Origin of the sequence: Pseudokineococcus basanitobsidens, assembly GCF_037482545.1 — a bacterium.
Lineage (GTDB): Bacteria > Actinomycetota > Actinomycetes > Actinomycetales > Quadrisphaeraceae > Pseudokineococcus > Pseudokineococcus basanitobsidens.
Genome location: NZ_JBBIAA010000056.1, coordinates 1 through 3,339 on the forward strand (window position 1 = coordinate 1; position 3,339 = coordinate 3,339).

3 protein-coding genes are annotated in these 3,339 nt (G+C 71.2%); all 3 read left to right on the forward strand.

Translation table 11 applies throughout. From position 1 onward, the window contains the following. Positions 1-197 precede the first annotated feature (197 nt). The gene (locus WDZ17_RS17185) at positions 198-605 is read left to right on the forward strand and encodes a hypothetical protein (RefSeq protein ID WP_339576399.1); all 408 of its coding nucleotides are present in this window, start codon (positions 198-200) and stop codon (positions 603-605) included. Positions 606-1,836: 1,231 nt separating this feature from the next. Further along, complete coding sequence (locus WDZ17_RS17190; protein ID WP_339576400.1) at positions 1,837-2,595, forward strand: TnsA-like heteromeric transposase endonuclease subunit; 759 nt, start codon at positions 1,837-1,839, stop codon at positions 2,593-2,595. Further along, a partial coding sequence (locus tag WDZ17_RS17195) for a helix-turn-helix domain-containing protein (RefSeq protein WP_339576401.1) occupies positions 2,592-3,339 on the forward strand: 748 nt, incomplete at its 3' end. The genes WDZ17_RS17190 and WDZ17_RS17195, both read left to right, overlap by 4 nt.

The window sequence follows — 3,339 nt, forward strand, 5'->3', positions numbered from 1 at the left end:
CTTGTCGGTGGCGGCATGTCAACGGCCTCCGTCCTTGGGCCGACACAGGTGCCTGACCGTCCGCTGACGATCGTCGAGTGGGACAGCCCCGCACCCGCAGGGCCACCGCTTAAGGCGACCATTCGAGGGACGCTGGCGCTTCCGCCGACGTAGTGGGCCACTGGCCGTCACAGTGGACGACGAGGAGGTGGCTGCAGATGGGCGCGCAGGGTCTGACCGCCGAGCAGTTCGAGCAGTGGGTGACAGCGCTCGAGTCCGGCGCCCACGGCGCCGGCCCTGGGTGCACCTGGGGCATGCGCGAGGGCGACGGAACGATGAGCCACGACACCCTCGGCCTTCTGGGCGCCCTCGTCCTCGGCGTCGACTGGCTCTCCCCCGGCGTCATCGTCAACGCCCACGGCACCCACCGCTCGACCTCCGGGCCCCTCAACGAGGTCGACGGCGTCCACGCCGTCCCCCTCGCGCTGGCCCGGGCTTTCCCGGCCGACGTCCGCCGCGACATCCAGCAGCGCGACGAGGACTCCACACCCTGGCCCACGACCGCCGCCTGGCTGCGAGAGCAGCGCCACCGGTGCCTCGCCCCGCCCGCACCGCCCACGGCCTGACCGCGACGACCTGCCTGTCGCCGGGTCGGCATCGGGAAAGCCCGCCCTGAGGACCACAGAGGATCCCCAGCCGGACAGCGTCCCGCTGTCGATCGCTGGCCGACCAGCCCCCTTTGCGTCCCCCGGCGAGGCGCCAATGAACGCCTTACACCTCGCATGACCCGATGCAGCGACGGCGTGACGGCTTCAAGACGCCATTGCTTCCTGTAAGCGGGGCACATGAGCGTCCAGGGTGACGATCTCAACCACGGCCCCATCAGGCTGAAAGCCTTTGAAGACTTGAGTACCGGAGGCCAGCGCTAGCCGCTCCCTCGGCCGAGGTTTGCGATCCCAAGTCAAGGGCCCTTGGACGCGGACGTCCGGCGCCTTCGGGTCTCGTCCACGGACGTAACCCCCCAGACGCCCCTGGCGGAAGATCAAGACGCCGTCCTGGATCTCGGCGAGCCCGTGGCGCCAGCGCCGACTGAGCCCAAGCCTCTGCCCACTGACCACGCGGAGACCGCACTCCACAGTCCCCGCAGCCCGATGACGGGCGGTGGCCCGGCGCCGGAAGCGCAGCGCCAGCGCCACGGCCACCGCGACCACTGCCACCCAGACCACCATGAAGGCGATGAAGCCGAGGCCGAGAGGGTCCACCGCGGCACCGTGGCATGGAATGAGGCGCGCGTATGGCGCTTCACTCGAGTAGACCCGACGTGCTGCACGAGCTGACGACCCCGGGGCCAGCAGCGTCCACTCCTCGCCCCAGCAAGCGACCCCTAACCGGCGACGGTGCAGGTCACAGCGGCCGCGAGACGCGGCCTCGCGGTGACATCGCCAGCAGACCCGTCCGGATGGAAATCCCGCGCAGGTGCGTCATACGGGACGCCCCCGACGCCGCCGACAGCGGTGCTGGCCACTCCCCCGCCGCGACGGACGCCTCGCCTCGAGGTCGGGACGGGGGCTTCTGCTGAGGATCGCGACACGATCGTGAGACGCCGGCGCTGACACGGCCGTGAGACGCCGCAGGTCAGCCCACGGCGCCTACGACAAGTNCGGGACGGGGGCTTCTGCTGAGGATCGCGACACGATCGTGAGACGCCGGCGCTGACACGGCCGTGAGACGCCGCAGGTCAGCCCACGGCGCCTACGACAAGTTCAGCGAGTTCCTACAGCGCTGTAGGGACGCGTCCAACGTGTCCATTTCTCAAGTTCGTGTCCACGGCGTGTCCTATTTCTCACGTTCGTGTCCGTGCTGGACGCTGAGGACGTGGCCGGCAGCGAGCTGCTCGAAGTGGAAGCCCGTTACGTGTCTGCCTCCGGCGAGCTCGTCACGACGACGGTGGGCGCTCTGGACGGTGTCGAGGTGGTGCGGGGCCTGCCCGTGCGGCGGATCAGCTCGCACGCGGGCCAGCGGCACTACCCGGGCTCCTTTTGGTCGGCGACGACGGGCGCCCACGTCGACTACGAGAGTCGGCTGGAGCTGGACCGGCTGTGGTTGGCCGACTTCGACCCGGCCGTCGCGTGGATGGCCAGCCAGCCGCTGTGGTTGTGCGGATCGGACGGTGCGGCTCGTCGGCGGCACGCTCCGGACTTGCTCCTGCAGGGCAGGGACGGCTCGTTCACGGTCGTGGACGTCAAGCCGGCTGAGTTCGCGGTGAGGCCGGAGGTCGCCGCAGTCTTCGCCTGGACCGGTCGCCTGTGCGCGGCCGCGGGCTGGCGTTACGAGGTCTGGTCCGGGGCTCCTGCGGTCGTGCTGGACAACGTGCGCACGCTCGCCTCGGCGCGACGTGCCGACCTCGTCGATCCTGACGCCTCGGCGACGGTTCTGGACGTCGTGTCGTCGGAGATGTCCATCTCCGCCGTGATGGCTGCCGCCTCGCCGCCGGTCCCCCGATCACTGGCTCTCTCCGGGCTGATGTGGTTGCTGTGGTCCGGACAGCTGGCCGCGGACCTCGAGCAGCCGCTCAGCGGGGACTCCCTCGTCCTTCGCCCGGAGGGATCCCGGTGAATGACCGGACGCTCGACCTGCGGGCCGGGACGACGCTGTGGTTCGAGGGCGCCTTGTGGCGGGTGCAGGAGCTGGGCTCGTCGACGGTGGTGCTCGCGCGAGGCGCCCAGCTGCGATCGGTCGCGACGACGTCGCTGCTGGCGACGGCGCGGCTGGCCGGCCAGGACGTCGAGGCCGACGGAGAGCCTGAGCCCGTCGGCGTCGTCCTGGACGCCCTTAAGCCTGGTGTGCTCGCCCAGCTCGAAGAGCGTGCCGGTCATGTCCGAGAGCTGCTGCGCCCCGACAGCCGGGCCGAGCGTGCGCGCTCGACGCGGCAGCGATACGCGGACAAGGCCGCCGAGCTCGGCGTCTCCGACCGCACCCTGCGTCGTTGGGTGGCCTCCTACCAAGCCGCCGGCGTGGTGGGCCTGGCCGACAGCCGACTGGTCGGCCGGTACGCCAGCGGGGTCGACCCACGCTGGGACACCGCGTGCCTGCGGATCCTGGACGACCTGGTCGACGCCTCGACCCCGACCATCGGCGTGGTGATCGCCCGGGTGGCTCGTGAGCTCGAGGCCGAGCACGGCGCCGGGACCGTGTCGCTGCCGTCGAAGGCCACGGCCTACCGGCGCATCAAGGAGCTGTCCAAGGGCCGGCACGCGTTCGGCAGCGCGCGGGGGCGCCGGTCGGTGGCCGCGCGCCCGCAGGGGGTCTACGGGCGACTGGTGGCGACGCGGCCGGGTGAGTACGTGGTGCTGGACTCGA

Excerpts from the sequence above, each read along its gene's own strand:
- WDZ17_RS17185 (WP_339576399.1), top strand. The coding sequence starts at position 198 with ATGGGCGCGCAGGGTCTGACCGCCGAGCAGTTCGAGCAGTGGGTGACA.